Here is a 17,487-nt window from a genome sequence, read left to right as displayed (position 1 = left end):
GTTGATGCAGATTTGTTCTGCTGGCCAAGATGGTGTTCGCTACCCACGCTCCAAACACATGCGCGACGTTTTTTTCGCCAGTGTAACCTTCGGACTGTCGCGGGTACCGACCAATCGGTCGTTCCATCTACTCGTTCCTGCAAGTTCGGTTGCTCGGCCGTTTGCTCTAGAAAGTTGGCCGGATTGTTCAGGCTACACCGCAGCGGATAGTTCAGGATCTTCCAGCCTTTCATAGACGCCGCCGGAGATCATAAGTCGCCAAGCGATGCGGGCGAACCTGTTGGCAAGCGCGACCGCGACTAATTTCGGCGGCTTACGCTCCAGCATTGCAGCAAGCCACCTTGAGGGTTTCGTTCGTCCCTTCCTCACATGTCTTAGTAGGGCGGTTGCACCGACAATCAGCGTTGATCGGATCGACGGATCGCCCGCCTTGGTGATGCCACCCAATCTAACCCGACCACCTGTCGAGTGGTCTTTAGGGGTCAAACCAAGCCAAGCGGCAAAGTGGCGGCCGGAGCTGAAGTTTTCGGCCGGGGGTGCCTTAACGCTCAACATCGTTGACCCAATCGGTCCTATGCCTGGGATTGTCGCAATCCGCCTACTGACATCATCGGTTCGGTGCCACTTCATCAGCTTGGCTTCCACTTCTTCAAGCCTAGCCTCCACTGCCTGATATTCTTTCGCCTGAAGATTGAATAGCTCTCTCGCAAGCTGAGGAAGCGTATCATCCTCGAGTGTCCGCTTGATCAATGCGCTGACGTTCTGGCGACCACATGGCCCAATGATTCCGAATTCAGCCGCATAGCTACGGATCGCGTTCGATAGCTGCGTCTTCATGCCAACCATCCGTTCCCGAACGCTCATCAACATGCAGGCGGCCTGCTGCTCCTTTGATTTTGTAGGAACGAACCGCATCGACGGGCGGCTGACCGCTTCGCATAGAGCTTCAGCATCCGCTGCATCATTCTTTCCTCGTTTCACGTACGGCTTGACGTATTGCGGTGGGATCAGCCGCACTTCGTGTCCGAAGGCACTCAGTAAACGCCCCCAGTGATGCGAGCTGCCGCAGGCCTCGATGGCGATCAAAGTGGGCGGCGTGTTCTCGAAAAACTTGATCATTTCCCGACGCCGTAACTGGCGGCGTAGTACGACGCCCTCAGTTTGGTCGACACCGTGCAACTGAAACACGTTCTTCGATGTGTCCATTCCAATCCGTATTACGGTCTTCATGGTAAGCGCTCCTCTCGCTCATAGATCCATGGCCATCATGCCACGGATCTCCGAGGTCTCAGAGCCGTCCACACCAACACATGCGACGAACCTTTCAACTCGGACATCGGTCTAGATAAACACGTCGCCCCGGTGGCGTGAAGCCTTGGAAGGCGGCGTGCCGCTCTGCCATCGATCGCGCGTTTGCAGAACCTCGAAATCATCCGAAGCAGGAGGCTCGCGAAACTGGAACGCGATGACGTCCTCAATCGATCCATGCAGCCACCGATCATATTCTTCCGGCTTCAGCAGGAGCGGCATGCGATCGTTCAACGGTCTGATCCTGTCGTTCGCGTCCATAGTCAGGCCGGCGAAGACCGGCCCGAACTCGGGGGTGTTGCGGCAGATACCGGCCCAGGCAATCAGCGGCTGGCGCCCGAGGGAGAACCATGTCCTCGTCTTTGAGCCCTTGACCCCGTCAGGATTGGCAAAATGCGTCAGCGGTATCAGGCACCGATATCTCTGATCGACAATGATGCGATCCCAGAGCGGATTCGTAAGATCTGCGACGAGACCGATGCGGCCTGGCGGTTCTCCGCTATGGCGCATCTCCCCGGTTTGCCGGGGGAAGCCCCAGGTCAGGGATTTCAGGAGGCGCAGACCGTCCTTTTCGAGCACGATCAGGCCGGGCGTCCCCTCGACGGTCTCGGGTGGGACGCTCGTCACCGAGGAGACGTCGACGCCGAAATGCTCAACAATCTCTTCAGCCGTGCGGGAAATTGCATATAGCCGGGACAAGTCCAGCCTCCGGTCCAGTTTGGTGCTCGCAAGCTATCACAAGAACAAATTAGGAACAATCGGCCGCGTCTGGCCGTATTGGGACGAATCTTTTTTGCGGTCCGCCGGGCGCCGTCATCTCAATGATTCGCAAGCAGAAATTCCCTGCTGGAAAGAATCGGAGACAATTTTCCTATTTTCGGGTGGCTTGACTCTTTTTCGCTAGAGGAACAGATACAGAACAAACAAGCCCGAAACGACATGACGTCGCCCGCCAACACGAACGCTCAGGAGTCCGTGAACGATGAATGCTGCCCGAAACAGGGTGATAACCGACCTGCGCGAACGCATCGCCTCCCTGGAGAGCCCTGCGTCGCGGAAGGCTGGTTCGTTGCCGTTTCAGGTGGCGGCGATAGACGCGGCGCTTCCGGGTGGCGGCCTTGCCTACGGCGCGCTTCATGAAGTGTCGGGCGGAGGGACCGGAGCCGTCGATGGCACGGCGGCCGCGCTGTTCGTCGCCGGCATCGCCGCACGAACGACGGGGCCGATCGTCTGGTGCCTGACGCGGCCCGACCTGTTTTTTCCGGCGCTCGCGCAGGCAGGGCTGCACCCCGACCGCGTCTATTTCGTCGAGAGCGACAAGGAGGAGGATGTTCTCGCGAATGCCGAGGAAGCGCTTGCCTATGGCGGGCTCGGCGCCGTCGTCGCCGAACTGGTGCGGTTGCCAATGGTGGCGAGCCGCCGGCTGCAGCTCGCCGCGGAAAAGACGGGCGCGATGGCAATCGTCGTCCGGCGATGGCGTCGGCCGACGGAAGCCTCCGACTATGGCCAGCCGACCGCCTCGACCACCCGATGGCGGGTGAGCGTCCTCCCCTCGGAGGAGTTGCCGGTCGCCACTGTCGGTCGGGCTAACTGGCTGTTGGAATTGATGCGCGTGAAAGCGGGCGAGTGCGCTGAGTTTATCGTTGGAGCCTGTGATGCCTCGGGTCGTATCGATCTATCTACCGGACCTGCCGACCGACAGGATCAGACGGGCCGATCCCTCGCTGCCGGCTGAGCAGCCGATCGCCGTCATCGCACGGAGCGGTTCCCGGCGCTGGGTCGCGGCCGCCGATGCAGCGGCCCGGAAGGTTGGGGTGAAGGTCGGCATGCCGGCGGCGAAAGCACAGGCGCTCTTCCGCGACCTGATGCTCGTCGACGCCGATCCGGCGGCCGACGCCGCGGCGCTGGAACGCATCACGCTCTGGGCACTGACGCAATATTCGCCGATCGTCGCCATGGATCTTCCTGACGGAATCGTCATGGATACGGAGGGTGCCGACCACCTGCAGGGCGGAGAGCAGATCATGCTGACCGCGACCGCGAACCGGTTCCGCGCCAAATCCCTCGCCGCCCGCGTCGCCATCGCCGACACCTGGGGCGCGGCGCACGCCTGCGCCCGCGCGATTGCGCGCGAAACCGTCATCGTGCCGGCGGGCGAAACGGCCCGTGCTGTCGATCGTCTGCCGATTTCCCTGCTGCGCCTCCCCGACCAGGTCGTTGCCGATCTAAGAACACTCGGCTTTCAGACCATCGGGCAGCTGTCGGCGACGGCACGCGCGCCCCTCGCCCTTCGCTTCGGACCAGAGATCGGGCGCCGGCTCGATCAGATATATGGGCGCATGGCCGAGCCCATCGATCCGATCCGCACGCCCGATATCGTCGAGGTCACCAAGGCTTTTGCTGAGCCGATCGGTGCGGCCGAGACGATCAACCGGTATGTGGCCGGTCTCGTGACCAACCTTGTCGGCGAGCTGCAGCGCCGCGGTCATGGCGTCCGGAGGACGGACCTCCTTATTGAAAAGGTCGATGGCACCCGGCAGGCCATCCGCGCTGGCACGGCCAAACCATCGCGGGATGTCGCCTGGCTCACCAAGCTGTTCCGTGATCGCACCGAGAAAATCGAACCAGGCTTCGGCATCGAGCGGCTGACGCTGGTCGCGGTGATGAGCGAGCCGCTGGAAGAGCTGCAAAAAGCCTCTTCGCTAGTGGAAGATCAGGTGACGGACGTCGTGCCGCTGATCGATGTCTTTATGAACCGCGGCCAGAAGGTTTACCGCGTGACGCCGGTTGCCAGCGACGTTCCGGAGCGCAGCGTGCGCCGGATCGATCCGGCGGCGGCCGCAGTCGGCGCGACCTGGACGCAGCATTGGCCGCGGCCGGTCCGCCTTCTCGCTCGGCCGGAGTTGATCGAGGTGATCGCACTCATGCCGGACCACCCTCCGGTGTCGATCACCTGGCGCGGAAAGCGACGGCGCGTGAAGCGTGCGGACGGGCCTGAGCGGATCTTCGGCGAATGGTGGACGCGCGATGCCGAGTATGCGGCGGTGCGCGACTATTTTGTCGTCGAGGATGATGCCGGCGAGCGTCTCTGGATCTATCGTAGCGGCGACGGGGTCGACCCGGCGACCGGATCGCATCGCTGGTTCATGCACGGGATATTCGCATGAGCTACGCCGAGCTTCAGGTCACGACACATTTCTCGTTTTTGCGCGGCGCCTCGTCGGCCGCCGAACTGTTTGCGACGGCCAAGGCGCTCGGAATCTCGGCGCTGGGCGTTGTCGACCGCAACTCACTGGCCGGCATCGTTCGGGCATTGGAGGCGGCGCGCGAAACAAAACTCCGTCTCGTGGTCGGCTGTCGCCTCGATCTTCAGGACGGCATGTCGATCCTCGTCTATCCGACCGACCGCGCCGCCTATTCGCGGTTGACCCGCCTCCTCACCCTCGGCAAGAGCCGAGGCGGCAAGGCGGCCTGCATCCTCCATCTCGATGATGTTGCCCAGTATGCGGAAGGGCTGATCGGGGTGCTCGTCCCGGACCTGCCGGACGGGACCTGCGCCGTGCAGCTGCGCAAGATGGCGGATATCTTTGGCGACCGGGCCTATATGGCGCTCACCCTGCGCCGGCGGCCGCGCGACCAGCTGCGCCTGCACAATCTGTCGAACCTCGCCATCCGCTTTGGCGTGCGCCCGGTTGTCACGAACGACGTGCTGTTTCACGATCCCGAGCGCCGCCAGCTGCAGGATGTCGTGAGCTGCATCAGGACACACACCACTATCGATGATGTGGGGTTTTCGCGGGAGCGCCACGCGGATCGGTTCTTGAAACCGCCTGAGGAAATGGAACGCCTTTTCCCCCGCTACCGCGAGGCGCTGGCGCGGACGATGGAAATCGTCGCGCGTTGCCGGTTCAGCTTGGAGGAGTTGAGCTACCAGTATCCCGAGGAAGCCATCGTTGCCGGCAAGGATGCGCAGGCCTCGCTCGAGCACTATGTCTGGGAAAGCGTACCCGACCGCTATCCGGAGGGACTGCCGCCCAAGACGCTGCAGAGTGTTCGGCACGAACTCGACCTGATCAAGGCGATGCAATATGCGCCCTACTTTCTCACGGTGTTTTCCATCGTCCGCCACGCCCGCTCGCAAGGCATCCTGTGCCAGGGGCGCGGCTCGGCCGCCAATTCCGCGGTCTGCTATATTCTCGGCATCACCTCGATCGACCCGGAAACCAATGACCTGCTGTTCGAGCGCTTCGTGAGCCGGGAGCGCGATGAGCCACCGGACATCGATGTCGATTTTGAACACGCTCGGCGCGAAGAGGTCATCCAATGGATCTACCGGACATACGGGCATGACAAGGCGGCGCTATGCGCGACCGTAACGCGATACCGCGCCAAGGGCGCTATCCGGGACGTGGGCAAGGCGCTGGGCCTGCCCGAGGACGTGATCAAGGCGCTCTCCTCCGGCATGTGGTCATGGTCGGAAGAAGTCAGCGATCGCAACGTTCGCGAACTCAATCTCAATCCCGAGGATCGGCGCCTGGTCCTGACGTTGAAGCTCGCGCAGCAGCTGATGGGCGCGCCGCGACACCTCGGTCAACACCCCGGCGGCTTCGTGTTGACGCATGATCGGCTCGATGACCTCGTGCCGATCGAGCCCGCGGCCATGCAAGGCCGCCGCATAATCGAATGGGACAAGGATGACGTCGAGGCGCTCAAAATGATGAAGGTCGATGTGCTGGCGCTCGGCATGTTGACCTGCATGAGCAAAGCCTTCGACCTGATCCGTGAGCACAAGGGCCGCGATCTCGATCTCGCGAAGATAGAGCCGGAGGACGCGAAGACCTATGAGATGATCCGGCGGGCTGATACGCTCGGCACGTTCCAGATCGAAAGCCGCGCGCAGATGTCCATGCTGCCACGGATGAAGCCGCGGACGTTTTATGATCTGGTCATCCAGGTGGCGATTGTCCGGCCCGGGCCGATCCAGGGCGACATGGTCCATCCCTATTTGCGCAGGCGCGAAGGCAAGGAGCAGCCGGAATATCCGACACCTGAGCTGGAGGCGGTGTTGAGCAAGACGCTCGGCGTGCCGCTGTTTCAGGAGTCGGCGATGCGGGTCGCAATGGTCTGCGCCGGCTTTACCGGGGGTGAGGCGGACCAACTCAGGAAGAGCATGGCCACTTTCAAGTTCACCGGAGGGGTCAGTCGTTTCAAGGACAAGCTCATCAACGGGATGGTCGCCAACGGATATTCCGCGGAATTCTCCGAGAAGACCTTCAGCCAGCTTGAGGGCTTCGGCTCCTACGGTTTCCCGGAATCGCACGCGGCGTCGTTCGCGCTCGTTGCCTATGCCAGCAGCTTCGTGAAATGCCACTATCCGGATGCTTTTTGCGCGGCATTGCTGAATTCCCAGCCGATGGGATTTTATGCGCCCGCCCAGATCGTTGGTGATTGTCGCCGGCACGGCGTGGAGGTACGGCCGGTCTGCGTCAACCATTCGCGCTGGGACTGCACATTGGAACCGGTCGGTGATGGCGAGCGCCATGCCGTCCGTCTCGGCATGCGTCTGGTCCGGGGACTGGCAACTGCCGACGCGGCGAAGATCGTCGCAGCGCGTGCCGATCAACCGTTCGAGAGTGTCGACGATATGTGGCGCCGCTCCGGCGTGCCAGCGGCTTCGCTTGTGGAACTGGCTGAAGCCGATGCCTTTCTGCCTTCCCTTCAGCTTGAGCGGCGCGACGCGCTCTGGGCGATCAAAGCGCTGCGCGACGAACCTCTCCCGCTGTTTGCCGCCGCAGCCGAACGCGAGGCGCGCGCTATCGCCGAGCAACAGGAGCCGGATGTCGAACTGCGGCAGATGTCGGAAGGGCACAATGTCGTCGAGGACTATAGCCACACGGGATTGACCCTGCGCGAGCACCCCGTTTCTTTCCTCCGGCGTGATCTCGCGGAGCGGAGCATCGTCACCTGCCAGGAGGCGATGTCCGCGCGTGACGGCCGTTGGCTGATGACAGCGGGCCTCGTTCTTGTCCGGCAAATGCCGGGTAGCGCGAAGGGGGTGATGTTCATCACCATAGAGGACGAGACCGGCCCTGCGAACATCGTCGTCTGGCCGAAGCTCTTTGAGCGCCGGCGGCGCGTGGTGCTCGGCTCGTCGATGATGGCGATTAACGGCCGGATTCAGCGGGAAGGCGAGGTCGTGCACCTCATCGCCCAGCAGGTGTTCGATCTCTCCGTCGACCTATCGAGCCTGTCGGAGCGCGACACTGCTTTCCGGCTTCCTTCCGGGCGGGGCGATGAGTTCACGCATGGCGGCGGACCGGACCCGCGTGTTCGGCAAGCGCAAGGCGTGCGCCCTCGGGACATGTTCACGCCCGATCTTCATATCGACACGCTGAAAGTGCGATCAAGGAATTTCCATTAGGTAGAGGATGCGGTCTGCTGAGGTGATGGAGTTGGGCCACCAGGCCGACAGATTCATTTTGCTTGCGCCTCAGTGACTCTGGTTCTCCTCCGTCGGAAAGGATTTCAGCTGGCGCCAGTGCCGCAATCTTGCAATTGGAACGCCAAGAATATATATTCCGACCGATCGGAAGAATTAATCAGGAGGCCCACATGCCCGCAGTTGCGGAAATGCTGAAGGCGAGCGAGGCCGCTGTCGTTTCGCGCGTGAGCCTGCGCGACGTTAACCGCGCCATCGACGAACATATCCTGCCAGAGGCGTTCGTCTCGCTTGACAATGGCCGGCACGTTCTCGCCGGCGCGTGCTCATTCATAGCCTTTTACTTCGAGAGCGCCAGACGCCTGACCTCAGAGGAGCGGCTCTTTGCGATCAAGACCGTCGGTCCGCGCCTCACGCGCTCGCGGGCGCTCGCCTGGGCGGCGCTGCTGCGCGAGGATTGGACTGTGCGCGACGAATTCCTGACCATCGACCTGCTTCCATTTGTCCGGGAGACAAGCAAGCGGTTGGACGATCTTGCGGCCGCTCGCGAACTCGTCGCGGTATCGCCGGATATCTTGGGGGGCACGCCGGTCATCAATGGCACGCGTGTTCCTGTCTATGATGTCGCCGCTTCCGTCGCGGCTGGCCTCCCGATCGAGCAGATCCTTGACGCTTGGCCAAGCCTTGACGCGGAGAAGGTGCGTCTCGCTGCGATCTATGCGGAGGCAAACCCCCTTCGCGGGCGGCCGCGCGTCTCGTCCGATCTGCCCGAGGGCGCAACTATCATCGTCGACCGCCGTGTCGCCCGTCGCAGGAAGGCGGGATGAAATTTCTGATCGATGAATGCCTCAGTCCCGCACTTGCGAAACTCGCCATAGACAAGGGGCATGGGGAAACGACCCACATCGTCTGGATAGGTTTGGCCGGCCGCAAGGATTGGGAGCTGAAGCCGATCATCCTCCAGGGTGACTGGACATTCGTAACCAAGAACTCCGTGGATTTTCGGGGTCCGAAGGAAACCCCTGGTTCCAGGGGCCAGTATGCGGACGTAGCCATCCATGCCGGGCTGATCTGCCTGAACGGCCCGCCCGGCATGGATCTGGAGATGCAAATGGAACTCTTCGAGCAGGCACTTGTGGAGTTGGAAGCGGAGCCGGATTTGATCAACCAGGTGCTGGAGGTTTCACTTGAGGATGAAGACGAATTGCGCGTGCTTCGCTACGCCCTTCCAACGGAATAAATTGAAGGGGTGGGACGAGAATGGCCGATGCGAACAAACCTCCAAAGCTCCTCTATAAGTACCGAGCTTTCAGCCCTCGCCTTCTTGACATGCTCGTCGCCGATGAACTGTATTATTCGGACCCCGGCGATTTCAACGATCCTCTTGATTGCCGACCTTCCTTCGACGCAAATCTGCCGAACCATGAACTGGAATCTATCCTCAGCCGTATGCGCGAGCAGCGAGCGCTCGCCGAAATGCAGGCGGCGGCGAAATCGCTCAAGTATCGTGGTCCGAAGACGATCGAGCATATCGCAAGGCATAGTCATAAGGAGGCCGCGCGCCTCCTCGAGGATATCCGCTACCATGCGACTGATCCCAGCTATGAGGTCGACGATCCGTTGAAATCGATCTTGCGAGGATATCTCGAGGGAGAGCTTTTGCGTCGCTATGATCGTGGAATCGTTTCCTTCGGAGTGCGGGCGACATGCCCGTTGATGTGGAGCCACTATGGCGACCAGCATCACGGAATCTGCGCCGCCTACTCAGTTCCACCTGACGCCGTGCCGCACTTGCATAAAATCGCCTATGGCGGCAGCCGCAAAGTTTTGGCCAGTGACGTTGCGGTGATGGAAAATGATGTTGCTGCGAGACAGAGAGTCGACGAAGCGGTGCTGCTTCGCAAGGCCGCCAGCTGGCGCTACGAACGCGAATGGCGGCTTATCGGCAAAAGAGGAGTTCAAGATTCTCCGCTCGAACTGGAAGAGGTGATTTTCGGTATCCGCTGCAGGGCAACCGTTAAGTTCTCCATCGTGCAGGCCTTGGCAAACAGAAGTCGCCCTGTCCGATTTTACGAGATGCGCGAACTGTTCGGGACCTTTCGTCTCAAGAAGTACGCGCTCAACACAGATGAATTATCAGCGTCATTGCCGCGCAGGTCTCGCACGGTCTTCGAGATGTTCGAAGACCTCGATGAGACGGGCGCCGAGGTGTTGCCGAAGCAATAATCAACTGGCAATAAACTACGTTCAGTAGGCACATTCGCCAGAAAGCGGAAGATTCAATCCGTCGGCGGGGAGCGAGGGGCAATGATCGGCAGAGGCTCACAGTGGCGACGTTGGGAACCGCATATGCATGCGCCTGGCACCATCTTGAACAACCAATTCGGTGGAGGTGATGTAGCGTGGAACGCTTATCTGTCTTCGCTTGAGGCAGCGTCGCCGACGATCGAGGCCTTCGCCGTTACGGACTACTACCTGACCGATACCTATGAGGCGGTTCTGAAGCACAAGGCGATCGGGCGACTACCCGGCGTCCAACTGATCTTCCCCAACGTCGAACTGCGATTGGATGTCGCCGCGAAGACCGGTTTCGTCAATCTCCACCTGCTTGTAAGTCCCGAGGATCCGAACCACATCCCTGAGTTGCACCGTATCCTACAACGCCTTCAATTTCAGGCGCATGGCGACACATTCAATTGCACGCGCACAGACCTGATTTCGCTCGGCAAGAAAGCCGATACCACCATCATCGACGATCGCGCGGCCCTTGCTCATGGTGCTACGCAATTCAAGGTGAACTTCGACCAGCTCCGCCGCGTCATCCGAGAAAGTATTTGGGCGAAGAACAACATCCTCATTGCGGTCGCTGGTGCAGCTGGCGACGGCACTTCTGGTCTGCGGCAGGCTGCGGATGCGACCATGCGTCAGGAGATAGAAAAGTTTGCCCACATCATCTTCTCGAGCAGCCCGGCACAGCGGGAGTTTTGGGCCGGGCGCCGTGGAGTGACGCTCGAAGAGCTCAAGGAGCGTTACGAAGGTTGCAAGCCTTGCCTTCATGGCAGTGATGCTCACGATCAGAAGAGCGTTGGCCAACCGGTTGAGGATCGCTTCTCGTGGATCAAGGGTGGACTGGAATTTGATGCTCTACGTCAGGCTTGCATAGACCCGGAGGGTCGCGCCTACGTTGGCAGCGAGCCGCCCCGCACTGCGATGCCGTCCCAGGTGATCTCGCGAGTAGAAGTTGAGAACGGCGAATGGTTGGCGACGCCCGTGATACCGCTCAATCCTGGCCTCGTTGCGATCATAGGAGCGCGGGGGTCGGGAAAGACCGCGCTTGCCGACGTGATTGCCGCGGGGTGCGATGCGATCACGCCGGCGGCTTGGAAAGCCAGCGAAAGTATCAGCCCCTCCTTTCTCGTGCGAGCGCGCAGGCTTCTAGGAAGCGCGACGACGACCCTAACTTGGGGCGGCGGGGCGACAGTGACGCGGTTTCTCGACGGCCGAGACGCGAACGGACACTTGGCGTTTCCTCGCGCGCGATACCTCTCCCAGCAGTTCGTGGAGGAGCTTTGTTCGTCCGCCGGCGTGTCGGACGGCCTTATCGCAGAGATCGAGCGCGTAATCTTCGATGCTCATACTCAGGACAGTCGAGGCGGCGCGATCGATTTCCATGAGTTGCGAGGTTTCCGCACTGCGCGTTTTCAACAGGCGCGTGAGCGAGAGGCCGATGCGATCGCTGACATATCCGAGCGCATTGCAACCGAAATCGAGAAAGAAGCTTCGGTCGTCGGCCTTACGCTTCAGGTCACGCAAAAGTCGGGGCAAATCAAAAGCTATGGCGAGGATCTTGCGAAACTCGTCGTGAAGGGTACGGAGGCCCAGGCTAATCGGCACACACAACTCGGTCAGGCTGTCCAATCGCTTCGAGGCACGATTCAGGCCTACGGAAACCAGCGCCGAACGTTTCTCGCGCTCCAGGACGAGGTGGCAAGCACTCGTGCCACCAAGGCGCCGGAGTTGCTGCGCCAAGCTATGGAGCGGCATCAGTTAAGTGGCCTCAATTCACAGCAATGGGACGAGTTCCTGTTAACCTACAAGGGGCCGGTCGATACCAGCCTTATCGGCTATGTTACCTGGGCCGACCAGCAAATCGCCGCCCTAACCGGGACGGCTGTTGTCCCAGCAGACCCGAACACACCCCTCTTCGCTGACAACGCCGATCTGACCAAGTTGACGCTGAACACACTGGTAGCTGAGATGACGCGACTGGAGGCGTTGGTCAGTGCGGACAATATCGTTCGGAACCAATACGCCACCCTCTCTCAGCGTATCGCTCAAGAAAACGCTGCGCTGCAGACCCTTCAAACCCGTCTGAACGATGCTCAAGGAGCCGCTGGACGCAGAAAAGACCTGCAAACAGAGCGCGACGGGGCCTATGGCCGTGTGTTCCAGGCTATTGTAAACGAGCAGACGGCATTGGCCGAACTGTACGCGCCGCTATTGGCGCGTTTGGCTGCCTCAAGCGGAACACTTCGAAAGCTCGGCTTTTCTGTGAGGCGCGTCGTCGATGTGGCCGCTTGGGGAACGATCGCCGAGGAAAATCTTCTCGATCGACGCAAAGCCGGTCCTTTCCAAGGCCGTGGCGCGCTCATCGCTCTAGCGGAAACAACTCTACGCCCGGCGTGGGAAACGGGATCGGCGGCTGACGTTCAGGCCGCAATGGGAACCTTTATCGCGCAATATATGCGCGACCTCATCAGCCAAGCACCCTACGGTCAGAACCAGCAGGCGGAGTTTCGAGGCTGGCTGAAGCAATTCGCGCACTGGCTGTTCGACACGAGCCACATCTCGGTTCGCTACGAGATTGTGTACGACGGCATAGACATCCGAAAGCTATCGCCCGGGACGCGGGGAATCGTGTTGCTTCTACTGTATCTGGCGCTCGACGATGCGGATGACAGGCCTCTCATCATCGACCAGCCGGAGGAGAATCTCGACCCCAAATCGGTATTCGAGGAATTGGTCGCGCTGTTCATCGCTGCGAAATCGAAGCGACAGGTCATCATGGTCACACATAACGCAAACCTCGTCATCAACACCGATGCTGACCAAATAATCGTAGCCGATGCAGGACCGCATCCCTCCGGTGGACTTCCCCCGATCACCTACAAGGCAGGAGGCTTGGAGAACGCGGAAATCCGGAAAGCAGTCTGCGATATTCTGGAGGGTGGCGAGGAGGCATTCCGCGAGCGAGCACGGCGTTTGCGTGTGAGGCTCGAGCGATAGCGATCGCCACTCGGCTGGACGGCTGTCTCGATTTTCACGCTACCGTTACGGTCATCGCAATAAGACGCCGTCGATGTAAATATTGCACACGATCTTTTTCCAATCCGGGTTCATTCGGACCCCGCTGCGCGGGTGAGTACGAAGGAAGTCCGCGACGTCGTCGAGGTTGGCGAAGAGACGCGGCGCGACATTCGATCCGAAATCATGACAGGCGAATTGACCGTGCCTGCCTCCTCTTTCCACCCGTCCGATCACGGCCCCATGCTCAATCCGTTCGATTTTTCCAACTGGCATCAGCAACCCTCTTCAATTAGAGCACGCCCCATGCCCGATAACGCCCTCTCCCTGTCATCTCGCGCACGCGAAGCTCAGCTATGAGGTTCAGCGCGCCGCGGGGCGTGACACCTGCGGCCCTGGCGATCATCTCCGTCGAGACCATCGGCTGGGAAAGAACCAGATCGATGACGACGGACAGATTGCTGGAAGATCGTCGTCCCCGCAGAGTGCGCTCCATCTGCTCTCGGGCAAGCCCAAGCCGGGCGAGTTCTTTTGTACCAGCATCTGCCGCCGCGGACATAGCATCGAGGAATGCGACCAATCTGGTTGCGCGTGACGAGGCACGCCGGCGCTCGCGCGGAATCGCCTTTAATCCGATATTGAAGGCTGGGAGATGCGAGGTCATCTTGCCCCGTGTGCGGAGATAGGCGCTGGCAAGCTGGCCGCCCAGCCAGTTCTGCCGCTGCATCGGCTCGATTGCCTCCCAGGCATCGTATAGTAGCGCTGCGCCAAGAGCCGGCGGGAACCGCTCGACTTTCGGCAATAGCTCACTCCAGGATCTTACCCTGTCGCGTTCATCCCAATCGGCATCGCGAACGACGAGTTCGCCGACCATGAGCGACGTCGTCTTCGCCGAGACCGGCTCACGCCTCTGCGCGACCTGATCCAGCAGGCGTTCTGACCGGTCGAGCAGCGCATCAATCGCGGCAAAATCATCTCGCTGATCACCATCGCCCACTTCCTCGGCGCATGGGGCGCCCTCCCCTTCCCCGTTCGACGCCCCATCGCCAAAGCCATCGTCAGTGCCTTCGGCCTTTATGCCCGCAAGTTTGGAAATCCCTGCAGCGCTTACAGCCCAGTCGGGATCTGCCCCGGCTATACGACGTCGAGAACGCAAAACGGCGTGCGCGATAGTCAATTCGTGCGTAGGGGTCCTCACACCCGTGTGTGCATCGTGGAGAACCAGGTCCTCGACATGGACAAGCTCGCCCGAGATCCACATACTGGCCGCGGAATCGAAGAAATGGCCTCGTTCGACAAACCCCGGGCCGACTTGGCTTCGTCGGACAGCTTCATCAAGTCGGGCAAGGCGGTCTTCCGCCCTCCCTATGGCCTCCAACAGGTCTGCCAGAGGCAAATCGCCAATTTCATAAGTCATTGTGTTATAGTTAATTTTCTGTTGATACGGAAGCTAACACGCTTTTCGCTTCCGTTACAGAGGCAATCTTTCGGAGCGCGCGTGCGATATGGGTTTCAATGGCATTCGCGATTGAACAGAGCGCGGACGGCGCTGCCTATGATGGCCGAAACCATTGGATTTCCGGGGCGTTCGCTTCGCCGCCACAGAAAAATTGAGGCCTAGAGACGTTTACAAACGATCGGTTATCCTCGCGCGGTGGACTTGAACAGAGGTCTTGCCGGCGGCCTCATATGTCGATAGATTCCGATTCCATCGACACATTCCGGCGACATGTCGTCGCCATCGACATATCCGGCGCCAAGATCAGCCGGAAAAGGCTGTTTCCGCATGGCGTTTCAACCTGATCGCGCTTTTAACGATCTGCCGGCACTCCCGCCCGCGCAGGATATCGAAACCAAGGCTGTCCTGAAAGCCTGCATCGAGGCACGCGCGGCGCTGGCCGAATTGAAGGCCTCCGGTCGGCTTATTCCGAACCAATCGGTGCTGATCAACTCGATCCCGCTCCTCGAGGCGCAGGCGAGCTCGGAGATCGAGAACATCGTCACGACGACCGATCGTCTGTTCCGGTTCGCCAACGAGGCCGGGAATTCTCCGGACTCAGCGACGAAGGAGGCGCTGCGCTATCGAACCGCCCTCCACCAGGGTTTCGCAATGCTGAACGAGCGGCCGGTGTCGACCGCGATGGCCGTGGCAGTCTGCCGGACCATCAAGGGCGTCGATCTCGACATCAGGGCAACGCCTGGGACCGCCCTGCTCAACGACGCGACCGGAGAGGTCATCTACACGCCGCCGGAAGGCCGCGCTGTGCTCCTCGACAAGCTTTCCAACTGGGAGCGATACATTCACGAGGCCGAGGACATCGATCCGCACGTCCGGCTCGCCGTCATGCATTACCAGTTCGAGGCGATCCATCCATTCACCGATGGCAACGGCCGCACCGGCAGGGTGCTCAACCTACTCTATCTCGTCGACAAGGGGCTCCTCGACATTCCGGTCCTCTATCTGAGCCGATACATCATCGGCAACAAGCGCGCCTACTATGACCGGCTGCTGCGGGTTACGACCGGCGCCGCGTGGGAGGACTGGATCCTCTATATGCTTGAGGGCATCCGCGAGACCGCTTTGTGGTCGAGCGCGAAGATCCACGCGATCCGTGACCTTCTCGATGAAACCGGCGCTCGTATCCGGCGCGATCTCCCCAAGATCTATTCGCGGGAACTCGCCGAGGTGATTTTCGTCAACCCCTATTGCCGGATTGGCGACCTCGTCTCGGCCGGCATCGCAAAGCGCCAGGCCGCGTCGGTCTATCTCAAGGCTCTCGTCGATGACGGTCTTCTGAGAGAGGTAAAGGCCGGGCGGGAGAATCTCTACATCAATCCCGCGCTGATCGACCTGCTGACGGCGGATCGTAGGCAATGACCCGCTCTCCCTCCGGTCGCCTGATTGGATATGCCCGCGTTTCGACGGACGAGCAGGCGACAGAAGCGCAGGAAATCGAATTGCGTTCGGCCGGCTGCAGCATCATCGTTCAGGAGCATGGATCCGGCGCATCGCGCGCTCGGCCGGCGCTGGCGAAGCTCCTCCGCGAGATCTCCGCCGACGACACGCTCGTCGTCGTCCGCCTCGACCGTCTAGCTCGCTCCGTCAGCCATCTTCTCGCGGTGATAGAGGAGCTGGGCGAGCGGAATGCGCATTTCCGTTCTTTACGCGACCCTATCGACACGACCACGCCGCAAGGCATGTTTTCTCTCCAGGTCCTCGGCGCTGTCGCGCAGCTCGAACGCGCTTTGATTTCCGAGCGAACCAAGGCGGGCATCCGTGCGGCGAAATCGAAGGGCAAGCGGCCGGGCAACCCCGGCATTCGTGAACGCCAGCCCGAGATGCTCGCCAAGGTGACCGCGGCCCAGAAGGAGGCCTACGGAAAACGTATCCAAGTGTCGCTCAACCAGTGGCTTCCGACGGTAAAGCGTATGCGGCCGGATCATACCTGGGACGAGATCGCCCGCGTGCTGAAGCAGCGAGGGAGCGACTGGACAGCTGAGCGCCTCCGTCGCGCGGTGAAATGGTTGGTCACGGAGCACCTTGCTGATCCAGGGCTGCTCAAGAAGTCCCCTGCCCGGCCGCCAGAAGATCGCTTGATGAGCCTCGTCGCCGGAATCCATTCGTCAAATCCAGACCTGACGATTAGAGAGATCGCCACCCAGCTTGAACGGCTCCATGAGCGGACGCCCCGCGGCGGGACGAGATGGGCGCCATCCTCCGTAAAAAATCTTCTCGACCGCGCAAAGCGGATTGGCCTCGTTGACACTGGCATTGAGTAGCGGGCAAAGCTCGGCCTCACACTGGTCAACCGCAAGCGCCGTCCAAGGGAAGATGAAACCGTGGAAACCGTCACGATCGAAAGCCGCTCCGATTTCGCGCAATGGGCGATCGAACGCGCCACCGCCATCATAGCTGAACAAGGCGGCAATCTTGCTATGGCTGCTCGCGGGGGCGATGATAGCAGGGTCGCGGAAAGCGCCAACGCGCTCGGCCAGGCAATCGTCTATGCTCTGCTTGAAGTCTTCGACGGCCTCGTTCCGCAGGAGTAAATCAGCAACGGGGTCTTCGGCATTCGGCGTGGTTCTCACTCCGAACTTCACGCTACGCCGTTTTCATGTCCGGGCCAGCATTCGCACGCGTCGACGCCATGATCATCGGCCCGAGGTTGAATTCGCCGGACGTCGCCTTGCGCGTAAAATCACGGAGGTCGCCGCCGGAGGGTGTGATGTGCCCTACACTTTTTAAGGATGCACGAGACAGCAGTGGCGATGTTCTCAACTTCAACAGAACGCAGACGTCCTGAAATCCTGAGGGATTAGCGCAAAGCGTCGCCCGCACCACGACCGTCGCGTCTATGACATTCCCGCAGCTCCATCTGGCCGCCAACTCCACCAAATAGGCCGAGCTATCGCGCCAAAACCAAGCAAGCCGAGAT

Annotated in this window: 15 protein-coding genes; 10 read left to right on the top strand and 5 right to left on the bottom strand. The window is 60.6% G+C overall.

Annotation, left to right across the window (positions count from 1 at the left end):
* Positions 1 to 192: 192 nt before the first annotated feature.
* Together ACIQJ2_RS34005 and ACIQJ2_RS34000 are read right to left on the bottom strand one after the other, a co-directional pair.
* Positions 193 to 1,230 (bottom strand): IS110 family transposase, encoded by a 1,038-nt coding sequence (locus tag ACIQJ2_RS34005; protein WP_400676526.1) that lies wholly within the window; start codon positions 1,228 to 1,230, stop codon positions 193 to 195.
* 111 nt (positions 1,231 to 1,341) lie between these two features.
* Positions 1,342 to 2,007 carry an SOS response-associated peptidase family protein gene (locus ACIQJ2_RS34000; protein ID WP_151577059.1) on the bottom strand — a complete coding sequence of 222 codons (666 nt, stop codon included), beginning with the start codon at positions 2,005 to 2,007 and terminating at the stop codon, positions 1,342 to 1,344.
* Between the two features lie 283 nt (positions 2,008 to 2,290).
* Here ACIQJ2_RS34000 and ACIQJ2_RS33995 point away from each other — a divergent pair, with 283 nt between their 5' ends.
* The 7 genes from ACIQJ2_RS33995 to ACIQJ2_RS33965 all read left to right on the top strand — a co-directional run bounded on the left by ACIQJ2_RS33995 (position 2,291) and on the right by ACIQJ2_RS33965 (position 13,033).
* Positions 2,291 to 3,043: an ImuA family protein gene (locus ACIQJ2_RS33995; RefSeq protein WP_151577060.1), complete on the top strand. Its 753-nt coding sequence runs from the start codon at positions 2,291 to 2,293 to the stop codon at positions 3,041 to 3,043.
* A complete protein-coding gene (locus tag ACIQJ2_RS33990; RefSeq protein WP_192800571.1) occupies positions 2,964 to 4,475 on the top strand; it encodes a DNA polymerase Y family protein in 1,512 nt (503 codons plus the stop codon). The genes ACIQJ2_RS33995 and ACIQJ2_RS33990 overlap by 80 nt, the downstream gene beginning before the upstream one ends.
* Complete coding sequence (locus ACIQJ2_RS33985; protein ID WP_151577061.1) at positions 4,472 to 7,729, top strand: error-prone DNA polymerase; 3,258 nt, start codon at positions 4,472 to 4,474, stop codon at positions 7,727 to 7,729. The genes ACIQJ2_RS33990 and ACIQJ2_RS33985 overlap by 4 nt, the downstream gene beginning before the upstream one ends.
* A 191-nt stretch (positions 7,730 to 7,920) precedes the next feature.
* On the top strand, positions 7,921 to 8,574 hold the full coding sequence (locus ACIQJ2_RS33980; protein ID WP_006472561.1) for a DUF433 domain-containing protein: 654 nt from the start codon (positions 7,921 to 7,923) through the stop codon (positions 8,572 to 8,574).
* Entirely contained in the window at positions 8,571 to 8,987 is a 417-nt protein-coding gene (locus ACIQJ2_RS33975) for a DUF5615 family PIN-like protein (protein ID WP_192800572.1), read from the top strand. The genes ACIQJ2_RS33980 and ACIQJ2_RS33975 overlap by 4 nt, the downstream gene beginning before the upstream one ends.
* 20 nt (positions 8,988 to 9,007) lie before the next feature.
* The gene (locus tag ACIQJ2_RS33970) at positions 9,008 to 9,973 is read left to right on the top strand and encodes a DUF2971 domain-containing protein (protein WP_151577062.1); all 966 of its coding nucleotides are present in this window, start codon (positions 9,008 to 9,010) and stop codon (positions 9,971 to 9,973) included.
* 81 nt (positions 9,974 to 10,054) lie between these two features.
* Positions 10,055 to 13,033: a TrlF family AAA-like ATPase gene (locus ACIQJ2_RS33965; protein ID WP_151577063.1), complete on the top strand. Its 2,979-nt coding sequence runs from the start codon at positions 10,055 to 10,057 to the stop codon at positions 13,031 to 13,033.
* A gap of 51 nt (positions 13,034 to 13,084) precedes the next feature.
* Here the strand turns inward: ACIQJ2_RS33965 and ACIQJ2_RS33960 are convergent, their stop codons facing one another.
* Both ACIQJ2_RS33960 and ACIQJ2_RS33955 read right to left on the bottom strand, forming a co-directional pair.
* Entirely contained in the window at positions 13,085 to 13,327 is a 243-nt protein-coding gene (locus ACIQJ2_RS33960; RefSeq protein WP_151577064.1) for a hypothetical protein, read from the bottom strand.
* 16 nt (positions 13,328 to 13,343) lie between these two features.
* Positions 13,344 to 14,468: an RHE_PE00001 family protein gene (locus tag ACIQJ2_RS33955; RefSeq protein ID WP_400676531.1), complete on the bottom strand. Its 1,125-nt coding sequence runs from the start codon at positions 14,466 to 14,468 to the stop codon at positions 13,344 to 13,346.
* A 369-nt stretch (positions 14,469 to 14,837) separates the two neighbouring features.
* On the opposite strand from ACIQJ2_RS33955, the gene fic reads away from it, so the two are divergent.
* Genes fic through ACIQJ2_RS33940 form a run of 3 tightly spaced genes read left to right on the top strand, consistent with a single transcriptional unit; the run spans position 14,838 to position 17,101 of the window.
* Positions 14,838 to 15,929 (top strand): protein adenylyltransferase Fic, encoded by a 1,092-nt coding sequence (gene fic, locus ACIQJ2_RS33950; protein WP_400676533.1) that lies wholly within the window; start codon positions 14,838 to 14,840, stop codon positions 15,927 to 15,929.
* A complete protein-coding gene (locus ACIQJ2_RS33945) occupies positions 15,926 to 16,831 on the top strand; it encodes a recombinase family protein (RefSeq protein ID WP_006472549.1) in 906 nt (301 codons plus the stop codon). The genes fic and ACIQJ2_RS33945 overlap by 4 nt, the downstream gene beginning before the upstream one ends.
* Before the next feature lie 60 nt (positions 16,832 to 16,891).
* The gene (locus ACIQJ2_RS33940; protein WP_151577066.1) at positions 16,892 to 17,101 is read left to right on the top strand and encodes a hypothetical protein; all 210 of its coding nucleotides are present in this window, start codon (positions 16,892 to 16,894) and stop codon (positions 17,099 to 17,101) included.
* A gap of 52 nt (positions 17,102 to 17,153) precedes the next feature.
* On the opposite strand, the gene repC is transcribed toward ACIQJ2_RS33940, so the two are convergent.
* Positions 17,154 to 17,444, bottom strand: coding sequence for a replication initiation protein RepC (gene repC, locus ACIQJ2_RS33935; protein ID WP_369523079.1), 291 nt, complete (start codon positions 17,442 to 17,444; stop codon positions 17,154 to 17,156).
* Positions 17,445 to 17,487: the final 43 nt, after the last annotated feature.

Source organism: Rhizobium sp. NPDC092011 (assembly GCF_044756305.1).
In the GTDB taxonomy this organism is placed as follows: domain Bacteria; phylum Pseudomonadota; class Alphaproteobacteria; order Rhizobiales; family Rhizobiaceae; genus Rhizobium.
Note: the sequence above shows the minus strand (reverse complement) of the source record. Positions and strands in the feature narration are given on the sequence as shown.

What these genes read in the sequence shown, in the direction of transcription:
- ACIQJ2_RS34005 (WP_400676526.1), bottom strand. Translation starts at nt 1,230, where the DNA reads ATGAAGACCGTAATACGGATTGGAATGGACACATCGAAGAACGTGTTT.
- ACIQJ2_RS33995 (WP_151577060.1), top strand. Translation starts at nt 2,291, where the DNA reads ATGAATGCTGCCCGAAACAGGGTGATAACCGACCTGCGCGAACGCATC.
- ACIQJ2_RS33990 (WP_192800571.1), top strand. Translation starts at nt 2,964, where the DNA reads ATGCCTCGGGTCGTATCGATCTATCTACCGGACCTGCCGACCGACAGG.
- ACIQJ2_RS33985 (WP_151577061.1), top strand. Translation starts at nt 4,472, where the DNA reads ATGAGCTACGCCGAGCTTCAGGTCACGACACATTTCTCGTTTTTGCGC.
- ACIQJ2_RS33980 (WP_006472561.1), top strand. Translation starts at nt 7,921, where the DNA reads ATGCCCGCAGTTGCGGAAATGCTGAAGGCGAGCGAGGCCGCTGTCGTT.
- ACIQJ2_RS33975 (WP_192800572.1), top strand. Translation starts at nt 8,571, where the DNA reads ATGAAATTTCTGATCGATGAATGCCTCAGTCCCGCACTTGCGAAACTC.
- ACIQJ2_RS33970 (WP_151577062.1), top strand. Translation starts at nt 9,008, where the DNA reads ATGGCCGATGCGAACAAACCTCCAAAGCTCCTCTATAAGTACCGAGCT.
- ACIQJ2_RS33965 (WP_151577063.1), top strand. Translation starts at nt 10,055, where the DNA reads ATGATCGGCAGAGGCTCACAGTGGCGACGTTGGGAACCGCATATGCAT.
- ACIQJ2_RS33960 (WP_151577064.1), bottom strand. Translation starts at nt 13,327, where the DNA reads ATGCCAGTTGGAAAAATCGAACGGATTGAGCATGGGGCCGTGATCGGA.
- ACIQJ2_RS33955 (WP_400676531.1), bottom strand. Translation starts at nt 14,468, where the DNA reads ATGACTTATGAAATTGGCGATTTGCCTCTGGCAGACCTGTTGGAGGCC.
- fic (WP_400676533.1), top strand. Translation starts at nt 14,838, where the DNA reads ATGGCGTTTCAACCTGATCGCGCTTTTAACGATCTGCCGGCACTCCCG.
- ACIQJ2_RS33945 (WP_006472549.1), top strand. Translation starts at nt 15,926, where the DNA reads ATGACCCGCTCTCCCTCCGGTCGCCTGATTGGATATGCCCGCGTTTCG.